Below are 19,341 nucleotides of genomic sequence, written 5' to 3'. Positions count from 1 at the left end.
TCTAAATCCATATTGCTGAAAATCTAGTCTATTCAAAGTTCTTCGGATTCATCTTTTTCTTCAGATTCATCTTTCTTCTTACGTATGTTATATGCACTTCCACCAAGAACTGCTGTCAAAGCTGTTCCAAGACCTATTGCAAGAATAGGGAACTCACCGATTCCACCGGAGTTAGGAAGTACATTACCACTTCTCTCGTTAGCAACTACGAGTGTAATGTTTCCACCCTCACCGTAAACTTGTGTCCACTCTGTTGAGGTCATGGTCTGTGCATCTTTGTTGTATGCATAGTATGTGATCTTAGGAGCCTGACGGTATTCAACTGCACCTGTAGAATCGCACTCTACAATGTAGTACCTTCCAAGACCCGGTACAGGTACTTCAGCTGTCCACTCGCTACCATAGCTAAGAGCTATAGGTCCTCTTACGAGCTCCGGTGATCCATTACCATTTGACTGATAAAGGTTAACGAATACGGTTCCAAAATCCTTTGTTCCGTTGTAAGGAACATCTACACCGTTAAGTGTCCAACTCTTCTTGATCTTGATGTAAGGATCGTTTGTAAGTTCTACCCTTACATTTCCGCTTTCGTCATATGTTACTGTTACATCTGTAAGCTTGTATCCGTTTACTGATGCTACTGCTTCATCTGCTTCGGAAGACTGTGAAATAACATTTCCGGTAGCATCTGTAGTTACACTCTTAATAGGATTAAGTCTTACAAGTTCTGAGCCGTTGTTGTAATACTCTTCTGCAACGTACTCATATTTATTTCCGTTTGCATCACATGTCTCAAGTTCATCAATTACATACTCACTTGAGCTGATCTTTCCGCCATGCTCACTGCAATCGGATGCGCTGATAACAACATCCTTGTAATCTTCAAGTTCGCCGCCTTCAACACGTCTCTTAATCTTAACGGTTACATCGAAGATTCCGTTTGTTGAATTCTGCTTCCAGTTCTTAACAAGTACAAGTTTTACTGAAGACTTGTTATAGAAACCTGCTTTATCCTCAGGTACGGCTGTTGAATCATTGCACTGATCAACAATACCTGCACAACTGTCAGGGCTTGCAAGAATTGCTTCTGCTGTTGCCTGGTCTGTGATTCTGTAATATGTCTTATTAAGGTTTTCACCGTCAACGTAGTAGTCAACCTTTGCTACAACAATTGACTTATCGAGAACTGTCTGTGTTGTATTTGAAGCATCTGCAGAACCTTCACCGAATACATAATAGTATGTATTACCATGCTCAAGTCCCCAAGCTACTGCATCAACAGGATACTCGATCTTGCTTCCGTTATTGGTGATACTGCTCATAGCAGCAGGATACTTTCTTCTGTCTCCGCCTTCGACTGTTCTTGATCCGTTACTGTCAGTCTTAACAAGTCTTACCCAGAAGTTGAACTTAAGGCTGTTATCCTGAAGAGGACTTCCGTTAAGGAACTTTGTAAGGCCAAGATCGAAGTTCTGTATCTTCTTATTGTTGAAGCAAATATTATCTTTTATCTCATTCTTGAAATACTTCTTATCAAACTTAGCATTAAGCTTAGCAAGTTCGTCTGCACTTATCTTGTAGTAAGAGATGCCCTTAATAGCTGCATCGCCCTGGCCCTCTTCATACTCAACCTTCGCAAGAAGTGCTGAAGTATCTTTAATATATGTACCTGTTGTGTCATTCTCAGTGAACATGAAGTAATATACATTACCCTTGCCATACTCCATACCAAGTGACTGAGGATCTTCTATTGTGTAGCTGATCTTATCAAAGTCGTTGTGAAGATCGTTTGAAAGTGTCTGCCAGCCCTTATTCTTCTCATCATATTTCTTTAATGTGAATGAGAATACATCTTCTGCTTCAGGAGTCTTACCATCAACAAGCTTTCCAACCTTGAGTTCAACAGGAACACGTGTGGAATCTGTGTTTGTAACTGTTGTTGAAGCCATCATGCTAAGATGCTTTCTTACAACCATCTTGTGAATCTCACATCTTTTGATAACACTGCTTGCGATGATGGTTCCACTGTATGATCCTGTACATTCAACAGTACATTTTGGTGCTACAAGAGCTCCGGATGAAATATCTACATTAAGCTTTCCTTCATAAGGAGCATAACCTGAATTTGTCTCAACTACAGGGTTAAGAACTATCTGGTTAGCCACTTCACTCCAGTCACCTGTCCCTTTTCCATTAACCGTGATCTTATTGAACTTATATGAACGAACATTTGTAAGATCTACGTTAATAACAAGAAGCTTACTTCCAACACTAAATCCGTTGTTTACAGCATAGTTATCTTCATTCTTATTGAAGTAATATCTTGTAAGATCCGAACAAAGGTTTCCGCCATCCGTTGCTACGACATTTGCAACCTCTACGCTTCCGTTCGACTTAGCAAGCGCAATATTGCCTGCAGCATTTGACGCTTTTGAAAGTAAATTGTCAATATTAACGGGGAACTCTCCGTTAAAGGTATACTCCAAATACTGACTTCCACTGCTTGCACGATGATCGTAAGTAACGCATCCATATGTTCCGCCGGACTTCTTATAATAGATTGTTGCTCCGTCAATATGCTGTATAAGTCTTCCAATCTGTTCTCTTGTTCTGCCACCGATATTCTCAACAAAGTTGTCGGTATATAATGCCATACTGTCATTTAAGCCATCAAATCCATTAGCGCCGTAAGTAACAGTATATGCTCCATACTTTTCATTGTTCTTTACCGGTTTTCCGCCTTCTCTGTCAAGCTCAAAGACATACAATCTTGGAGAATTCTGTCCCAGGAGCTTGTAATCCAAAGTATGAGATCCCTTACCGTCGGCACCTGTTGTTATACTAAAGTCGCTTCCCTGAATCTTTCTGGTTCCCTCAGCATCCTGATATACCGCGAAGAAGAACTTTCCGGCCTTCTTTGCACCGTTTACAACTTTATTTACTGTAATCTTATAATCGCCAATTTTCTGATATGTCTGTGTCGAGTTACCAATTGTATAGTCTTGAACATTTTTAATATTCTTAACGGCTATATTTGCTTCACTGTGGTTATTACATCCGTCGTAGTCGTTCGCAACGACACCGAAGTATGTAGAATCACCGAGCATATCTATGATTTCATTTGAGGAATAGTCTTTTGTTCCCACCCAGGAACGTCCGTTTGCACTCTTTATAACACCGAAAACACAGAATGAATCAGTCTGGAATGAAACGTTATCACTTGAATCACCAAGATCAACTTTTCCGTCATCAAAAACTTCTACCTGAATATCATTTGCGGTAATGCTTGTAGCTTCACTTGTTGAATCAAATTTCTCTTTTACTTCATCTGTAAGAGGAAGGTGTACTATAGTAACTTCCTCTGAATTGTCTGTATCAAGATCTGCTGAGATTTTGTTGTTTGTATACTCAATCGAAACAGAAGCTGTTCCATCTGTAAGATCGTACTCTACATTGTCAAGCAGGAATGCAATATCCAGAAGTACAGTATTCTTCTCATCAAATTCTACAGCTGCTGCGTCTTCTTCTCCGCCCTCACCGGCAATCTCACCTGCCTTGCTGTTAAGTGCGGCAAGATAAGCATCGTAATTATATCCCTTTGTATTGCGTTCAACTTCTGTAACTGTAAGCTCAATTCCCTCAGGGAATACATCAGGCTTAGTAAGTACAACCTTAACCTTTGCATCACCATCCGAATATTCAAAAGTAGTCTTTGTATTTGCAGGATAGTATACAAGGTCAAGCTCTGTATCTTCTTCAAGCTCTCTTACTTCGCCGTCAGCAGTTGTTACTTTATATATATAATGTTCAACTGTTCCGTCCTTAACGTCGGTAAGAAGTGAAGCGCTGTCCTTATTCTCTTCGCTGTTAGCAGATGCTGTAAACTCTTTGGTCTCTTTCTCAACTTTCACGATCTCGTCATCACCGATAACCGCTTTGTTAAAGAAATAGCCCTCAAAATTCTTAGCATCCTTCTTGATATCAAAGGAGTCTGTGATAGAAAGTTCTTTTGATTCCGCAATCTCTTTATCATGTGAATCCACATATTTCACTGTTACGATTACATCTTTGTAATCTTCCAGGGATTCAATTGAAGATGCTTCTGTTGATGCTTCAGTAGACATCTCAGATGATGCCGTACTTGCAGCGTCCGATGCTTCTGTTGATGCAGTAGAAGCTAAATCAGATTCTTCCTCTTCTTTAACGGTTGTTCCATTAGAAGCAGCAGACTCAACAGTGTTCTCTTTGTCAGCTTCATCGGACTTCTCCTCTTCAGCCTTCTTTTCTTCACTGTCGTCCTTGTTCTCCACAATGGAATCATCAGAGTTATTATCATCACCGGGAGTAGCGTTTTCCTCAGCAGTAACTTCTTCAGCGTTGCTGTCGTTATCGCCGTCGCCTGATTCATCGCCGGCATCGGCATCGTCCCCGCTGTCTTCGCTCTCCTGATTCATCTCATCGATCAAACCGCTCTCAAAATCGTCATCAGCTGTTTCCATTACAAGACCAATAGACTTTGCTCCATCTTCAGTCATCGCAGCTGCAGGCTTGTTAAGCACATACAACGTGATAGAACCTGTAATGATTGCAACGCATAAAACAAAAGCAAGCCATTTCTTGTAATTCTGATGCTTTTTGATGTAGTTTTCTGCGCGGTGTTCATAAGCTTTGCGCATATCTCTTATCCTCTTACCCTTTTACCCATTATTGTCTGCTAGTTACATGTTTTGCTTACAGTCCTCCGAATTTGCCAAACGGATAAACTCTAAACACAACTTTCCCGATAAGTTGTTCCTTGGTCACACATCCAACTACACTGCTTCGTGAATCAATTGAAGCGCTTCTGTGATCTCCAAGTACAAAATACCTGTTTTCCGGGACCTGATATGGAAATGTCAGGTCAGTTGGTTCAAAGCTCTTTTCTGCATACGGCTCATCAAGTATTTCCCCATTTACAGATACATTGCCGTCTGCGTCGAGATTGATCCAATCTCCGGGTGAACCCACGATTCTTTTTACCAAAACTTTGTTGTTGTAGTAAAAAGCTATCAGCTCTCCGGGTTCGAATGATGTTCTAGTATAAGCGACCACCAGATCTCCGGTTTCCAGTGTCGGCGTCATACTATCTCCTGTTACTTTTAATACTGCTATGAAAAAGCTGGAAACAAGTACTGCAAGTGCCGCGACTACAACGACTACTATCAATGTATTTCTTAGCACCTTCTTGTATTCCTTTTTGCTGTTTTCCCTTTTCAGTTCGCTTTTTAACTGATCGAGAGAAGGTTTAACCTGCTCCTGCTTATCCTGAGAAGGATTTGCCTGTTCTTTTTTTTGTTTACCCATCTGTGCTCTCAGTCTTTTTCTCTTTTATATATCCTAGGCTTTTCTATTGCGCCTGAGTATGCTTCACCACGTGTCATCGGCCTTCCCAATGTTCCGGTGTAAGCCTCTTCATGTGTCCGGGCTCTTTCAATGGAGCCTGTGCGAGCCAACCTTTGTGCAACTGCCTTTTCCACAGCTTCATTGACCTTCGCATCTATGTTTTCCATCTGCGTCTTCTCGTACATTGCCATTCTGAGCTTACTTTCTTTAATACCCTTCATAAGCTCTTTGTACTCAGCTTCCGCATTCTTCTTGACATTATCAACATAGATGTTGGCCGCTCTCTGAGCTGCTTCCATAATGCCGCCCAACTGAATGGACGCTTCGGCGAGTGACTGCGAGTTTTCAATCTTCTCAAGCGCATCATCAACCTGTTGCTGTAACTCTGCTTTTTCTCTGGCGAGCCTTGCTTTCAGACCGGTTATGTCCTTATCGAACTTCTCCTGCATCTGATTCTTTTGTTCATTGAACTTGGCTCTCATCTGTGCCTTTTCTTCGTCGAAACTCTTTAACAGGTTACTTCTTTCTTCTGCCAATTCCTTAAGAAGTTGTTGTTTCTCTTTCTCGACTTCTTCTTTAATTTCTTGTTCACGCCTCTTAGCTTCGTCGGCTTCTTCCGAGAAGTTGATCATCATCTCCAAAAGTTCCGCTCTGCTTAATTTCTTTAAATTGACCTCTGCCATTCTCTGTCCCTATACTCTTGCTATTGTTGAGGAATCTCATACAAGTTATCGGTTGCAACGTAAATATAATAAATTAAGATATCGTGCATCCAACCCTTTGGTCTTCGCATGATACCTTAAATGATTTAATAATTATCAGGCAACCGCAAAGCTCTAGAGGTCAGCGTCGATGAAATTACGTTTCCCAAGTACGCATCGAAAAAACTTCGACGGTTCATCCTTGAACAAATCTCGTACCGTAACTTGCATAAAATTAGACCGTCTGTAAAAGCGCAGCTCGGTCTTCATCTTGGCGCAGTTAACCCAGCGCCAGCAACTGGCTGTCTGTCACATACGTGATTGAGACCCTCTAGTTTTGCGTCACCGCCTTCCGGCGGCTTTGCCCTTTATTTTGCTAAGTTAAACACGTTATAACGAAAGCGCTAAAACAAAAAAATTTTTCAAAAAAACTATATTTCGTCATCTCGTAAGATGAATATACCCCATCGGAAATTAAAACGCAACCACTTTTTCACAAAAAAAACACAGTTTCCATTAAAAGAGGGCTGAACCCACGCTCAGCCCTGTGTTACAAAATTTCAATTTCGCAAAAAAAGTTCTTAGTTTCCAATTTACCGTTTCAAACCTCTGAGAATTTGAAGCATTTCATCAGATGTCGTGATTACACGGCTGTTTGCCTGGAAGCCTCTCTGTGTAGTGATCATATCAGTAAACTCTTTCGATAAATCTACGTTACTGGATTCGAGCACTCCTGATGTCATATACCCTCCGTCGGTAGTGACATCCATGATCTGCGCTTCTCCCGAGTTAAGAGATTCCGCATAAAGATTGTCTCCAACCTTTTCAAGTCCCATGGCATTGTTGAATTCCGCAACAGCTATCTGTGCAATCTTTACATTCTGTCCGTTGGAATACTTAGCAAACACCGATCCGTTGTCCGTAATGGACATACCGGTCATACTTCCGTTTGCATATCCGACATTTAACCCTCTCACATCTCCCTTATACGCATAAATCGTGGAACTGTGAGATGCAGTTGTGCCTGCATAGTTTGTCGTATTTGAAAAGTCTATATTGAGAGGTCCAATCATCGAAGCTCCGCCTCCGAATGACATGGTTACGATTCCGTTCTCGTTGCCCCCTGCACTTATAAGCTTTCCTGAACCCTTGCTGTAAACAAGATTGATATTGGTATCTGTAGTGTTTTGAAGAAGATTACCCTCATCGTCCTGTACCGACGCAAGAGAAAGCGAATAAGTATTGTCTGCGTCGTCTCCTCCGTTTGTCAGTTTGAACTTAAGAGTATAAGTTCTTCCATCATTGCCGAATACTTCAAGTCTGACGTTCTTTCCGTCTACCTCATCGAAAGTGCTGTCAAGACTATCGATATTCCCTCTGAAATATGATGCGGATGTTGCTGTTCCGCCTATTGTCTTAGTTGCATCAGTAATAAGATCAAGTCTCGTCACATTTGCTCCCGGTGTGATTCCGCCTTCACCCATAACACCCATTACATAATATCCGTTGTTCTGGGTTACGAGACTTCCCTGCGCATCGATCGTAAACGCACCGTCCCTGCTAAAATTCCTGGTCTGGCTGTCAGGACTAATCACAAAGAATGCATCTCCCGTGATCATCATATCGAAGGCATTACCCGTAGCCTGCATTGAGCCCGACTTCGAGATGTTTGTATAAATTGAGGAAACCTTCGATCCCAGTCCTATCTGAGCAGCATTTGTAGTTGCAACGTTATCTCCTGCTCCGGTTCCGTTCTTTACAGTCTGATAAAGAACGTCAGAAAATCCCGTTGCCTGTGATTTATATGCTGTTGTATTGACATTGGCAATATTATTACCAATAACATCCATTTCCATTTGATGGGTTGTTAGTCCGGAAACACCTGACCAAAGTGATCTCATCATAGAACACATACCTCCACGTCACGTTGCGTTGTATACTACCTGCTATTTCCTTTATCGGATGCTTTTTTTATTTCCTTTAGAGCAAAATAAAAAAAAGTAAAAGAATTTTTCAACGATGACTGTGTTCTTGTGTTCATAAAAATCAAATTACTTTCTTTTCCATTGATCACCCCTTTCGAACATGATAAACATTCCTCATTGGCATAGTACTGCATACCCATTCGAAATACTTTATTAACATATATTAAAATATTATCACTCATGCTGTAACAATTCAATAGTTTTTTATAAAAAAATAAGACCTCCGCCCCGATAACATCTGCGTTTTCGACCTTTTAAAGCCTACAGATCACTGAGCAAAAATCTTATTTAATATATAGTCATATTATGTAACAACTGCACGGATCATCAAGAATTTTTCATGCTAATCCTGCTGTTTGCGGGAACTGAAGCCGTTATAAATGCATTGGCGCCGATTACACTTCCCTCTCCTATTATAGTATCGCCTCCGAGAATTGAAGCTCCGGCATAGATCGTAACATCATTCTCAATGGTAGGATGTCTTTTAACTCCCTTAAGTGCCTGTCCGCCGCGTGTTGAAAGTCCTCCAATGGTAACACCCTGATACATCTTAACATGTTCACCTATAATTGAAGTCTCTCCTATAACAATGCCTGTTCCATGGTCGATCATGAAATACTTTCCTATAGTAGCTCCCGGATGTATGTCTATTCCCGTCTTAGAATGTGCATACTCCGTCATCATTCTGGGAATAAGCGGCACCTTAAGAAGGTAGAGTTCATGTGCGATCCTGTTGATCGATGTTGCAAAAAGTCCCGGATATGAAAGAATTATCTCTTCCTTACTGTATGCTGCGGGGTCTCCCGAATAGCAAGCCTGCACATCGGTATCAAGATACTCTCTTATCTTGGGAATCTTCTCAAAGAATTCATGAGTGATCTTCCTTGCTCCGCATTCAAGTGTCTCATCACTGGCATCCCTGTAGCTATCACTATGCCTGAACGCTATAGCTATCTGCTTGTTCATATTATAGATGACATCCTCAATGACAATCGAGATTCTGTTAGCGTCACTGTAGCTCTTGTACACCTTGTCCCTGTAATATCCGGGATAAATGATTCTTATGAGCTTAATGACAATATCTTTTACAGCATCCCTGTCCGGCTGATTATAGATATCCATATTGTCAATGTCTCTGCCGTTTTTATAATCCTCGAGAATCAGATTAACAATATCACCGATTCCACTCTTCATGTTGTCTTTGTCATACTTGTAATTGTAATCCATAGAATTCTCCGAATTGATATTATTTGCTTGACGCTCAAACCATATAATACCATAATAATCGAGAAATTAGGAATTTTTTAGGAGAATATCAATGAATTTTTATTTTGCACCAATGGAAAGTATAACAATGTATCCTCTGAGAAACATCCATAAAGATATGTTCGCAGGCTCTGTTTCCAAGTACTACTCCCCTTTTGTCACAGCAGTAAAGAGTAAACACTTTAAGAACAGGGAAAAGAATGACATCCTTCCCGTACACAACACACCTTTCTTCGAGGGACAGGACACGCCTTTGGTCGTTCAGATCATGTCGGGTAATTCGGAAACTTTCCTTTGGGCGGCAAAAGAAATCGCGCAGCTCAGCTACAAAGAGATAAACCTCAACCTCGGTTGCCCCGCTTCCACAGTCGTAAACAGGCACAAAGGCGCAGGTCTTCTTTCCGATCCCGATTATCTTGATTCAATGTTATCCGAGATATTTGAAGCAAAAGATAATATGCAGGAATTAAAAGATATAGATATCTCCATAAAGACAAGACTCGGAATAACCGATGAAAGCGAATCCGCAAGGCTTATGGAAATATACGCCAAATACCCTATAAGCGAATTGACTGTCCACGCAAGGGTAAAAGACGACTTTTATAAGAACGCTCCCCGTCTCGATGCATTCTGCAACAGCATAAAAAGATACAGAGAATGTGGCGGTAAAGCTCTCATATGCTACAACGGAAATATTTTTTCCCAAAAAGACTATGACGATACTATGGCCTTTATTAAAAAAGAAGGCATAGAAGATGAAGTAAGTTCCATGATGCTCGGCAGGGGAATCTTGGAAAATCCGGCACTTGCCAGAGAGCTTACAGGCGGAGAAGCTCTTTCAGCCTCGGAGCTAAAAGATTATCTCACAAGGCTCTACGCAGGATATGAAGAGTACATCCCCGAAGACAGGAACGTTATCTTCAAGCTTCTTGAACACTGGGCATTTATTCATACCCACTTTGAAAACTGCGACAAGTATCTAAAAGCAATAAGAAAAGCCCGCAGCAAGGGCGAATACCTCGCTGCGGTCCGCAATATTTTTGCAAGCTGCAATTTTATATAATAAGTACCTTTATACAGTCTTTCCGGAATCAAGCCATACTATTCTGTCTCCGTATTCCGCGCATTTCTCCGAGTGCGTAACCTGAAGAATGCTGATTCCTTTCTCCTTATTTATTCTCCTGAACAGATCCATGATCTCGGCACCGGATTTCTTATCAAGATTTCCGGTAGCCTCATCTGCAAGAATAAGTTTGGGGTCGCCCATAACAGCTCTAGCTATGGCAACTCTCTGCTGCTGCCCTCCGGAAAGCTTGGACGGATACTGTTTTCTCTTTTCCGTAAGGCCTACAATCTTCAGGATATCATCAAGCTTACCCTTAAGACTTGCTCGACTCTTTCCGGCTACAAGCTGTGGAAGCATTATATTATCTTCAACATTGAGATTCTGCACAAGGTTATAGAACTGGAAGATAAATCCGATATCATTAAGCCTTATATCAGAAAGCTCTTTTTCATTAATATTCGATATACTCTTTCCGCACACGGATATATCTCCGGAAAACTCTCTGTCAAGACCGCCAATCAGGTAAAGGAGTGTTGATTTGCCACTTCCCGAAGCGCCCATAAGTGATACAAATTCTCCTTCCTTTACGTTCATATTAACTCCGTCAAGTACCTTTGTACTGACAGTCTTTTCTGATCCAAACTCTTTTTTCACGTTTTTTACTTCGATTATATTCTTCATCTATTCACGCTCCTATTCATACTTTAACTGTTCCGCTATCTTCATCTTATTTATATCTCTCATAGTCTTTAACACCGTGATACTGAATGTAAAGAATATAACCAATAAGAAAACAGCGGTTTGTCCGAAATTAATAAACATTTTTGTTTCCGATAATGCATTCATGGCTTTATAAATAAATAACGTTTCTGCAGATCCTATGATTGTCCCGATACCGATTGCTATTATTCCCGATAGCACAGTCTCTTCAAAGAACAGCTTTGTAAGATTGTCTTTACTCATAGCGGTAGAGACAAGAACCGCACTTTCCCTCTTTCTGCTCTCAAATCCCACAATCTGATTGCTGTAGATACCAACAAGCGACATTGAAGCTCCAATGATTATTATCATGTAATAAAGTGTCAGCACACCTGCAGCATCATCCTTAATCTCTTTCATATATTCATCCATAGTATTAACTTTATTTATAGTACTGGATGAATAACTCTTAATAAGTTCGGCTGTTTTTTCCGGATTATCCGTCTTAATATACGCATTTTCCGGTCTGTCCAAGTAGATCTGTTTATATAAATCAAGCGGCAATACGATTGTTTTATTCGAATCATCCGCTATACTTGAATCAATAATTCCCGCAACCTTAAAAGTCCCCCGATATGGAACCACTCCCTTTGCATCAAGCAGTATATCCGCATTGTCTCCGACTTTAAGTTTCTGTTCCTTTGCGATGTTTTTTGCTATATATATTTCATCACCATTTATCACATCAGGAAGCCCTATATAGCCGTGATTAAGTTCAGGATTTCCTTCAGTTCCAAATATACTTATAGCTTCAAATTCATCATCAAACTTTCTATTGTACTTATTCTCCTGATAATCTTCTATTTTCTCTTTTCCAAAAAGTACTTTGTCCTTTCTTGAATAATCGTATTCGATCTTGTTTACACCATCCAATGTTTCGATGTAATCGTATGAACCGGTGCCTTCAGAAAGCCCTCTTAAAATTACATCTGCATCCGCAGGCGGTATCTCTATTTCCTTTTTTTCGGAAGTAATAAAGATAAACAAAACCAGGCATATACTTGTTGCAATAAAAGCAAGTTTCGAACTTCCGATTGAAGTTTTGTTGGTTCGAAGGTTTGTAGCTGCCAACCCAAGCACCGGATTTTTACTCTTAAGGCTGATTCTTTCAATTATCTTTGATACCATCCTAAGTAAGAACGGATATCCGCAGAAAAGAGAAAACACCATAAATATGAATCCCAGAACACCGACAACAGCACTGTCCTTATATACCGTAAACATCAGGACAGTCATAACACCTGCCAAAGAAGCAAATATGATCGACAAAACCTTATTCTTATTTTTATATTTGTATTCTGTATCTTTATTATCAAAAATAATATCTCTGATAGCTGTACCTGTAGCTTTAAAAAGTTCTCTGAGCGGGCAAAGCATTTCCACCATTACAGAACCGATAATTACCGCAATCATAACGGGGATTGATACTTGCCCCAAATCCATGTTCATATCTGTGCCTTCCGCACTTACTATAAAAATGGCATTAAATATAGCATCTCTGGAAGCCACATAGAGCCCTGTTCCGATCAATCCACCGAATAATCCGTAAAACATGTTTTCAATAAGTATGATCCTTGCCGTAATGCCGGGGGATACTCCAAGACTTCTCAAAGTCCCAATCGTTGACATTCTGTCGCGCATTATCCTTTCCGAGAGCGTAACCGTAACAAAGATAACAAGAATAAGTGTTATAAGAAACAGAATCTTAAATATACTACTGATCATTTTTATCTGATCCTGAGTCTGTCTGCCTCCAAGCAGATCCTCCACTTCATAGTTGGGAAATCTTTCTTCTATCGCGTTACAGAATTCTCCGACCTTCGACTTATCCTGAACCTTAATATAGGCAGTTTTATGTTTTGGTATACCGTTATAGCAAAGTCTTGCCATTCCTTCATCTGAAACAACCGCCGAATACTCTTTAAGCAGAAGTCCTTTTAATTTTGCTATCCTCTTGATCTTAAACTCAACATCAACATCGTTATCACCGTAAACCTTGAACATATCGCCTTCTTTAAGATCAAGCTCTTTAGCCATAACTTCATCAATAATAATTTCATCCGCACCAAGCGCAATATCTTTAGGAATTAGTCTCATCTTAGAAGCAATTCCGGTATCTACACCGGATATATTAAGATTTTTCTGATTATAAAATGCGTACATCTGATCATTACGAACCGTAACTTTTGAAGCCTTTGATGAAATATATGTTGCTTCAAAGTCGGGAAGTCCTTCAAAATTGTTCTCATCTATATCATCAGGTGACTCAACAATTACATTTGACGTTCCACATAATGTGTTGAAAACACCTATAAAAATGTTTTCAATACTGTTGCTCATATCAAAGGCCATCATGCCCGCAAATGCGCATATCGTGATGCTAACCACAAGAAATACCGTCATAAGTGGTTTTGCAAATATATTTCTAAATGTATGTTTTAAAATAACTCCCATGTTACCACCTTTCGACTCTCTTCTCGGGAGCGATGTACATACCGTCTCCCTCTTTTACACCATAGACTTCATAGAACTTCTCGCAAGAGCTCAGCGGAGCATTAACGCGTACCGGTGCAGGACTATGCTCATCAGAACGAAGTGCTGCAATTGCGGCCACATCACTAGCAAGCTCCCTCCAGATTTCTCCAAACCCTTCATACATTTCAATATAGTCTTTCTTATCTTTTGGTATATTGGAGATGCACTCCAGAGCACCAATGTCCGCGTAGTTTTCGCCAAGTGTCTGAACTCCGTCCACATGATATACATCCATGATCGTGAAGGCATTATAATAATCAATACACATATCAGCCCTTGCCTTTAGCTCTTTTCTGTCAGTTTCATTTAACCACTGCGGATTGAAATTTCCCTTGTCATCCCAATTCATACAATTGGAATCAAACGCATGACCGACTTCATGGGCTATAACCATTCCGAGTCTTCCAAGATTGGCGTACTCACTGTTATTCTCGTTAAAGAACACACCGTCTGTAATACCACCTGTCATAACTACCACATTATCCACCCAGAAGCATGCATTTACTGTCTGGGGCTGCATAGTATCTCCCCTCTTGGGACGAGGTCTTTTTATCAATTCTTTTGCATTCTCGATTTCATAATTCTGCACATTCTTGTATGTATCATAAAAATCTTTTCCTATCAGATTCTCAGTACCGATAAGCGCTTCACTATAATTACCGCCTGTTGTAAATTCAATGGCTTCAAGCTTATTAAGAAGCTTAGATCTTCCATCTTTCGTAAGCCAATCCGCATTACCTATTAATTCTCTGTATGAGTCCTTTATGTTCTCACACATTTCTTTTACCTTCTCATCCTTTGATGCAGGATAGAACTTTTCTGTATATATTCTTCCCAGATTATCAGGAAAATCTGCCATTATCCTTACTTTCGCCTGCATATCAGGCTTTTCCGTATCCTCTCCGTAGGTAGCTTTCAAATTCTTATATTTGTCGGAAAAAAATTTGTTATATTTGTCTATGTATTCGATAAGTGCCCATGTTTTAAATGCCTCAAGATTATTCTTGTCATCCAGTTTTTCGGCTATATAATCAAACTGTTCTTTTGCCGCAACAGTCCAGTAACCGTATGGATTTTCAATCTGCATACCTTTTTCGAAACTCTTAATATCGAACTTAAGCTCGGACATCTCATTAACAGCTACTGCTTTTATTTTAGAGAATTCGAATTTCATATCTTTACTTTTATATGCAATGTCCACAGCAAGGGCAGCAAGATCATCCGCCTTCTTTTCTGCTTCCTTCTTTTCGGTTCCTATACCCACAAGAACTTCTTTTACATGATCTCTGATGCTTGCTCTTCCTTCCAGCGATTCCGCAATATCTTTTTTTCCTTCGCCAAAGATTGAATCAATCCCCTTAAATAAAAAAGAATATTCATCAGCTCGTATCAACCCGTTATCTATTTCAAAGTTAAGCGCAGGACTTATTCCGTATAACTTTTATACTTGCCGAGTACTTCCATATACTCCTGTTTATTGCTTATTCCTTCAATCTCTTTCCTTACAGCTTCGAAATCCTTGTCAGCATCGCTCGCTGCAGCATCATAAGATACAATCTGATCATAATAATCGGCGATTATCTCCGCATCAGGCGACGTGTGGACTCGTTCACCGGTTATCTCATCAATTATCCCGTATAGTTTATGCTCAGTTATCATCCTGCATTCATCAAACGAACCAAATCCGTATTTTGGATCTATATCCGCCTCCCTAAGGGTCTTGGCGTTTATATATCCATAATAATCATCCTGAGGCCGTATTTCCGTTGACGCTTTGGTCTGTGCCCCGTTTTTGGTCCCGGCGTCCACTTCTTTTGCCTGTACATCAGCTCTGTAAAATGAAAAAACAAGAGCAGATGCAATAGTCATTCCAACTGCAATACCTTGTATTCTTTTCTTCATACCATAAATCCTTTCATGAGATTTTATTACGTCTATCGTACTACGCTAAACATAATACGACTGTCATAGTATTAATACTACGTCAGTCGTATTATGTCAAGAATTTTTGTAAAAAAATTAAATCTATGGAATAAGAAAAAGCCTGTCTTCCAAGTCAACTTGGAAAACAGACTTTGTATTTTTCTTCAAATTTCTTTTCAAATTCATCAACCGGCATCGGCATGTCGAAATAGTACCCTTGGAACATTTCACAACCAAGCTCTTTAAGAAACTCAAGCTGTTCCTTCGTTTCAACACCTTCGGTAATGACTCCCATTCCCAATTCATGAGCCATGTCGATCGTGTAGTTCAAAATGACCTTTGCCCTGTTCTGATTTTCGGTCTTTCTCAAGAATCCCATATCAATCTTGAGAATATTTGCATTTATGTCCTTAAGCATATTAAGAGATGAATAGCCACTTCCGAAATCATCAATCTCGACCACGAATCCGTCTTGCTGAAGTCCAAGGATCAGGTCTGCGCACTTGGAAACATCGGTAGTTACGGCTGTCTCCGTAATCTCTATATTGAAATTGCGCGGATTGATGTCATATTCTTTTACAAGATTATTGAATTCCTGCCTGATATCAATGTAGTAAAGATCCTTTGGCGAAACGTTCACCGATATGGAAACTCCCTCCATCTCGGTTCCCTTCCAGTAATCAAGCTGCTTCGCCGCAAGCTCCCATATATATCTGTCAAGCTTGTAAATAAGGTCGGCCTTTTCAAGGACAGTTATAAAAACTCCCGGCTGAATGATACCGTTCTCCGGATGAATCCATCTTGCAAGCGCCTCCGCTCCGAACAGTCTTCCGTCCGCATAAACCTGCGGCTGAAGGTATATTCCAAACTGTCTGTTGATGATGGCGAAATCAAAGCTTGACAGAATTTCTTTTTCCAAAAGAGCGTTGATAAGCATATCATCGCTATACCACGCCACTTCACATACTCCGTCCTTGGTAATCGATTTGCACGCCATATACGCCCTGTCGCACATGAGAGAAATATCCATGTCCGTATCTCTTATCTCATACACACCGAGCTGGATATGCACGGAATAAGACGTGCTCGTAAGGCGGTTGGTGACCTCTTTTACGGCGCTCTTAAAACTTGCCTCATCGAATCTCTCCTTTGGCATGCAAAGAGCGAACTGATCGCCGTTTATTCTTCCGTATACATCTTCTTCCCTGACTCTCTGAGATATGGCATCCGCGATATTTACAAGGATGTCGTTTCCCTTATCTATTCCAAAGAGCTGATTTATAAGCTTGAAATCTCTGATATTGGAATAAACAAGAACAAACTGCCTGTCTTCTGGAGAATTCTGAAAAAGATTTCTTACAGCCCCGATAAATCCCTCTTTGTTATAAAGCTGTGTAAGATCGTCATGCGTAAGCCTGTACTGCTCGCCGTACTCGCCTTCAAGCGAATCGGATACATTCTGAATTGCATAGACACTTCCTATGATCTTGCCGCTCTCATCATGCACTCTTCTGAATCTTACGCGATAAAGACGCTCTTTTCCCGTAGAATTATAGATTCTGCACCAGGTCGTAGCATCCGCCTCTATACCAAGAGACCTTTTCCACGCTTCAAATGCCTCATACAAAAGATTCAGATCTTCCATTACATAAAACATGCTATAGGCTTTTCTGTTTGCATAGACGCATTTTCCGTTGTTATCAAGGAATATATACCCGTTATCATCTTGCTGAACGCCATAAGAAATAAGTTTAAGAAGTTCTTCGGGATCTGATTCTTTATTATAAAAATATGCATTTTTACCAAAGATTTTTTCAGTATTCATATTTTAGATTTTATAATATTCTGATAATTTATTCCAGCAAAAAACATAAACACTGATAATTAATTTATTCAAGTACCGGTTATATATTTCCGACGTTCATAACAGTTCCGACAGATACATAGTTGTCCAGAACCGCTCTGTAGTCCGTACTGTCCTCCGCTTCAGGCGTAAAGACTCCGTCCACCATGTATCTGGCGCCGCCGTTTGGAAGTTTCTCGACTTCTTTGTAGCCATCCTTGTAAACCATTCCACGCGACACCTCGCGGTCATAGAGCACGCCTTTGCACTCGGAAAGCGGGCAAAAAGGGAAGTTCACATTATATATCTTTCCGGGTATAAACTCGGTATCGATGAGCTTTTCCAATATCTCATGCAGGTATGCATCCGAAACTTCATGACACTTTCCCGCACCTTCCGAAAAGGCTATCGCGGGAACTCCCTGAAACTCAGCTTCAAAAGCAGATCCGCACGTTGCCGAATATTGTATGTCCGAAGCCACATTGTATCCAAAATTTATTCCGCAAAGCACAACCGTAGGCTTATCCGGAACTATCGTCGTGCATCCGAGCCTTACACAGTCTCCCGGTGTTCCGCTGCATGAATACGCATGAACACCATACTCGCTCTCAACAGGATAGTCCACGGGAAAAATATCTATCGCATGCCTTAAGGTAATGCTGTGAGATGCCGCGCTCCTTTCACTTTCAGGCGCAACAACCCATACTTCGCCGAATTTAACCGCCTCTTTTACAAGTCTTAAAAGTCCCTCCGACTTTATTCCGTCATCATTGGTTATAAGAATCCTTCTTGTCATTCTGCCCCTTCCCACTGTCAATTCTTTATTGCCCATCTCATCTTTGTTGATTTGCTTCTGGGATTTAACCTGCACTCCTCCGCAGATGGTCTTATCACATCTTCCGATATCTCGCTGTATACGCCGACTTTTTTAAGCTCTTTAAAAGACTTCTTAACCAGCCTGTCTTCTCCCGAATGGAACGTAAGTATTGCCGCTCTTCCCCCCTCTTTCAGTATTGAAGGGAGCTTATCCAGAAAAGCATACAGCACTTCAAATTCACTGTTTACGTCTATTCTGAGCGCCTGAAACACTCTTGCACAGCTCTTTTTTATCGTCACTGCCTTTTCCTCTTTGGGAACCTTCCAAAGCGCCGCTTCGATGGCCTCCCTAAGCGCCGTTGTCGTATCCATGGGATTGCCTTTTTTCATTAGTGAAAAAACTTTTTCCGCAATCTCCTCAGCATATGGCTCATCGGAGTTTTCTACAAGCATTCCCACAAACTCTTCTTTCGTTATATTGTGAAGGCGCTCCGCGGCCGATTCACCGCTGCTTGGATCAAGCCTCAAGTCAAGCGGCCCGTCAATCTTGTACGAAAAGCCTCTTTCGGGATTATCTATCTGCATGGAAGACACTCCGAGGTCAGCCAGAACAAAGTCAAACTTTCCCGCTTCTTCGCATACTTTGTCTATGTTCTCAAAATTTATCAGCCTGAACTTAAATATATCCTCATCGTATCCGGCGTTTCGAAGCCTTTCCACCGTTTTCTTTGATTCTATGGGATCGACATCAAGGCCATAAATACAACCATCCCCTTGAAGCTTTTCGAGCATCTTTGAAGTATGCCCGCCATATCCGAGCGTGCAGTCAAGTCCCTGCTGCCCCGGCTCTATCTGAAGGAAATCCAGTATCTCTTTTACCATAATGGAAATATGCATTCCCGCAGGCGTTGAGCCCTTGGATATAACATGTTCAACTACATCCTTGTATTTCTCAGGATTGTGTTCTTTGTATTTTTCTTCAAACTTTTTGGGGTATTTTCCCGAATAACGAACCCGCCTCTTATATTGCTTTTCTTCCACGCTTTTCTCCATTCGATTCATTAT

13 protein-coding genes and 1 riboswitch are annotated in these 19,341 nt (G+C 40.7%); of the genes, 1 reads left to right on the top strand and 12 read right to left on the bottom strand.

Annotation, left to right across the window (positions count from 1 at the left end; genetic code table 11):
* Nucleotides 1-32 precede the first annotated feature (32 nt).
* The 5 genes from BM398_RS04205 to epsC form a co-directional block, all read right to left on the bottom strand.
* Nucleotides 33-4,676, bottom strand: coding sequence for a hypothetical protein (locus tag BM398_RS04205; protein WP_092336549.1), 4,644 nt, complete (start codon nucleotides 4,674-4,676; stop codon nucleotides 33-35).
* A 55-nt stretch (nucleotides 4,677-4,731) separates the two neighbouring features.
* Nucleotides 4,732-5,343, bottom strand: coding sequence for a signal peptidase I (lepB, locus tag BM398_RS04200; RefSeq protein ID WP_092336548.1), 612 nt, complete (start codon nucleotides 5,341-5,343; stop codon nucleotides 4,732-4,734).
* Nucleotides 5,344-5,351: 8 nt separating this feature from the next.
* Complete coding sequence (locus BM398_RS04195; RefSeq protein ID WP_092336547.1) at nucleotides 5,352-6,065, bottom strand: hypothetical protein; 714 nt, start codon at nucleotides 6,063-6,065, stop codon at nucleotides 5,352-5,354.
* Between the two features lie 308 nt (nucleotides 6,066-6,373).
* A riboswitch (cyclic di-GMP riboswitch) is annotated at nucleotides 6,374-6,459 on the bottom strand.
* Between the two features lie 217 nt (nucleotides 6,460-6,676).
* Nucleotides 6,677-7,987 (bottom strand): flagellar hook protein FlgE, encoded by a 1,311-nt coding sequence (locus tag BM398_RS04190; RefSeq protein WP_175531838.1) that lies wholly within the window; start codon nucleotides 7,985-7,987, stop codon nucleotides 6,677-6,679.
* Nucleotides 7,988-8,395: 408 nt separating this feature from the next.
* Nucleotides 8,396-9,295, bottom strand: a complete 900-nt coding sequence (gene epsC, locus BM398_RS04185; protein WP_092336545.1) for a serine O-acetyltransferase EpsC — start codon at nucleotides 9,293-9,295, stop codon at nucleotides 8,396-8,398.
* 91 nt (nucleotides 9,296-9,386) lie between these two features.
* Here epsC and BM398_RS04180 point away from each other — a divergent pair, with 91 nt between their 5' ends.
* The gene (locus BM398_RS04180) at nucleotides 9,387-10,397 is read left to right on the top strand and encodes a tRNA dihydrouridine synthase (RefSeq protein WP_092336544.1); all 1,011 of its coding nucleotides are present in this window, start codon (nucleotides 9,387-9,389) and stop codon (nucleotides 10,395-10,397) included.
* Nucleotides 10,398-10,406: 9 nt separating this feature from the next.
* On the opposite strand, the gene BM398_RS04175 is transcribed toward BM398_RS04180, so the two are convergent.
* The 7 genes from BM398_RS04175 to rsmH form a co-directional block, all read right to left on the bottom strand.
* A complete protein-coding gene (locus tag BM398_RS04175) occupies nucleotides 10,407-11,081 on the bottom strand; it encodes an ABC transporter ATP-binding protein (RefSeq protein WP_092336543.1) in 675 nt (224 codons plus the stop codon).
* Between the two features lie 12 nt (nucleotides 11,082-11,093).
* Entirely contained in the window at nucleotides 11,094-13,613 is a 2,520-nt protein-coding gene (locus tag BM398_RS04170; protein ID WP_092336542.1) for an ABC transporter permease, read from the bottom strand.
* Between the two features lies 1 nt (nucleotide 13,614).
* Complete coding sequence (locus BM398_RS04165) at nucleotides 13,615-15,087, bottom strand: M13 family metallopeptidase (protein WP_092336541.1); 1,473 nt, start codon at nucleotides 15,085-15,087, stop codon at nucleotides 13,615-13,617.
* Nucleotides 15,088-15,119: 32 nt separating this feature from the next.
* Nucleotides 15,120-15,596, bottom strand: coding sequence for a hypothetical protein (locus BM398_RS04160; RefSeq protein WP_092336540.1), 477 nt, complete (start codon nucleotides 15,594-15,596; stop codon nucleotides 15,120-15,122).
* Nucleotides 15,597-15,750: 154 nt separating this feature from the next.
* Nucleotides 15,751-17,442 (bottom strand): putative bifunctional diguanylate cyclase/phosphodiesterase, encoded by a 1,692-nt coding sequence (locus tag BM398_RS04155; RefSeq protein ID WP_092336539.1) that lies wholly within the window; start codon nucleotides 17,440-17,442, stop codon nucleotides 15,751-15,753.
* A 79-nt stretch (nucleotides 17,443-17,521) separates the two neighbouring features.
* The gene (gene surE, locus BM398_RS04150) at nucleotides 17,522-18,256 is read right to left on the bottom strand and encodes a 5'/3'-nucleotidase SurE (RefSeq protein WP_092336574.1); all 735 of its coding nucleotides are present in this window, start codon (nucleotides 18,254-18,256) and stop codon (nucleotides 17,522-17,524) included.
* A gap of 17 nt (nucleotides 18,257-18,273) precedes the next feature.
* Complete coding sequence (rsmH, locus tag BM398_RS04145; protein ID WP_092336573.1) at nucleotides 18,274-19,329, bottom strand: 16S rRNA (cytosine(1402)-N(4))-methyltransferase RsmH; 1,056 nt, start codon at nucleotides 19,327-19,329, stop codon at nucleotides 18,274-18,276.
* Between the last annotated feature and the right edge of the window lie 12 nt (nucleotides 19,330-19,341).

This window comes from Butyrivibrio sp. M55 (assembly GCF_900116865.1).
Classification (GTDB): Bacteria; Bacillota; Clostridia; order Lachnospirales; family Lachnospiraceae; genus Butyrivibrio.
This window is presented reverse-complemented; position numbering and strand designations above follow the sequence as displayed.

Bases quoted from the DNA above. Each gene is read 5' to 3' on its own strand.
- BM398_RS04195 (WP_092336547.1), bottom strand. From the start codon at position 6,065: ATGGCAGAGGTCAATTTAAAGAAATTAAGCAGAGCGGAACTTTTGGAG.
- surE (WP_092336574.1), bottom strand. From the start codon at position 18,256: ATGACAAGAAGGATTCTTATAACCAATGATGACGGAATAAAGTCGGAG.
- BM398_RS04155 (WP_092336539.1), bottom strand. From the start codon at position 17,442: ATGAATACTGAAAAAATCTTTGGTAAAAATGCATATTTTTATAATAAA.
- BM398_RS04175 (WP_092336543.1), bottom strand. From the start codon at position 11,081: ATGAAGAATATAATCGAAGTAAAAAACGTGAAAAAAGAGTTTGGATCA.
- rsmH (WP_092336573.1), bottom strand. From the start codon at position 19,329: ATGGAGAAAAGCGTGGAAGAAAAGCAATATAAGAGGCGGGTTCGTTAT.
- BM398_RS04205 (WP_092336549.1), bottom strand. From the start codon at position 4,676: ATGCGCAAAGCTTATGAACACCGCGCAGAAAACTACATCAAAAAGCAT.
- BM398_RS04180 (WP_092336544.1), top strand. From the start codon at position 9,387: ATGAATTTTTATTTTGCACCAATGGAAAGTATAACAATGTATCCTCTG.
- epsC (WP_092336545.1), bottom strand. From the start codon at position 9,295: ATGGATTACAATTACAAGTATGACAAAGACAACATGAAGAGTGGAATC.
- BM398_RS04190 (WP_175531838.1), bottom strand. From the start codon at position 7,987: ATGATGAGATCACTTTGGTCAGGTGTTTCCGGACTAACAACCCATCAA.
- lepB (WP_092336548.1), bottom strand. From the start codon at position 5,343: ATGGGTAAACAAAAAAAAGAACAGGCAAATCCTTCTCAGGATAAGCAG.
- BM398_RS04170 (WP_092336542.1), bottom strand. From the start codon at position 13,613: ATGGGAGTTATTTTAAAACATACATTTAGAAATATATTTGCAAAACCA.
- BM398_RS04160 (WP_092336540.1), bottom strand. From the start codon at position 15,596: ATGAAGAAAAGAATACAAGGTATTGCAGTTGGAATGACTATTGCATCT.